The 735-nt window shown below is 69.3% G+C and carries 1 protein-coding gene and 1 pseudogene; both read left to right on the top strand.

Translation table 11 applies throughout. The features are described 5' to 3' along the window. Window positions 1-405: pseudogene (locus tag A9Z05_RS26720) on the top strand (ABC transporter substrate-binding protein); the annotation flags it as partial. A gap of 70 nt (window positions 406-475) precedes the next feature. After that, the coding region (locus A9Z05_RS26715; protein ID WP_141723493.1) for an LLM class flavin-dependent oxidoreductase at window positions 476-735 on the top strand (260 nt) is incomplete at its 3' end.

Raw genomic sequence — 735 nt, 5'->3', positions numbered from 1 at the left:
CGACAAGGCGCGCGGCCCGTGACGACCGCACAGGGGCTGATGCCCGCGCTGAGCTTCGTCGCCGCAAACGAGCAGGCCGCGTCGGGCAAGCGCGCCGAGATCACCGATTTCCTGCGGCGCGTGGTGGTCGCGCGCCAGTGGGTCGACACCCATCCGCGCGAGTACGCGGACCTGTGGGCGAAGCGCGCGAATCTCGAACCCGACGTCGCGTATCGCTGGCTCAACAACGCGAAACAGCGCGTGGGCCCGGTCGACGAGACGGCCGCGAAGGATGCGCAGAATACGGCCGACTTCCTGCACAAGTCCGGCGTGATTCCGGCCGCGTACGACACGTCGAAGCTGCTCGACCGCTCGTATGCGGGTGCGTTCGCGGCGCCCGCGCAAAAGACCGCCGCCGCGCAGTAAGCGTGCGGCCCGTTTCACGATTTCCGCGATTTCCACGCTTCCCGATCGATACATCCAAGGACATCCCGACATGCCAGTCGACATCATCGGCATGATCACCGCGACACCCGGCGCGGAGGTCGACGTACCGGGCGGCGCGGCCGTCCAGCCCGACTACGTGCGCCGCTTCGCGCAGGCGCACGAGGCCGCCGGCTTCGACCAGATCCTGATCGGCCATTTCAGCAACGCGGCGGACGGTTTCATCGTCGCGTCGTTCGCGGCCGCCGCGACCGAACGCATCCGGCTGCTGCTCGCGCACCGGCCGGGCGTGATCGTACCGTCGGCCGCCGC

The sequence above is a fragment of the Burkholderia sp. A2 genome, from assembly GCF_001729305.1.
GTDB lineage: Bacteria > Pseudomonadota > Gammaproteobacteria > Burkholderiales > Burkholderiaceae > Burkholderia > Burkholderia sola.
Note: the sequence above shows the minus strand (reverse complement) of the source record. Positions and strands in the feature narration are given on the sequence as shown.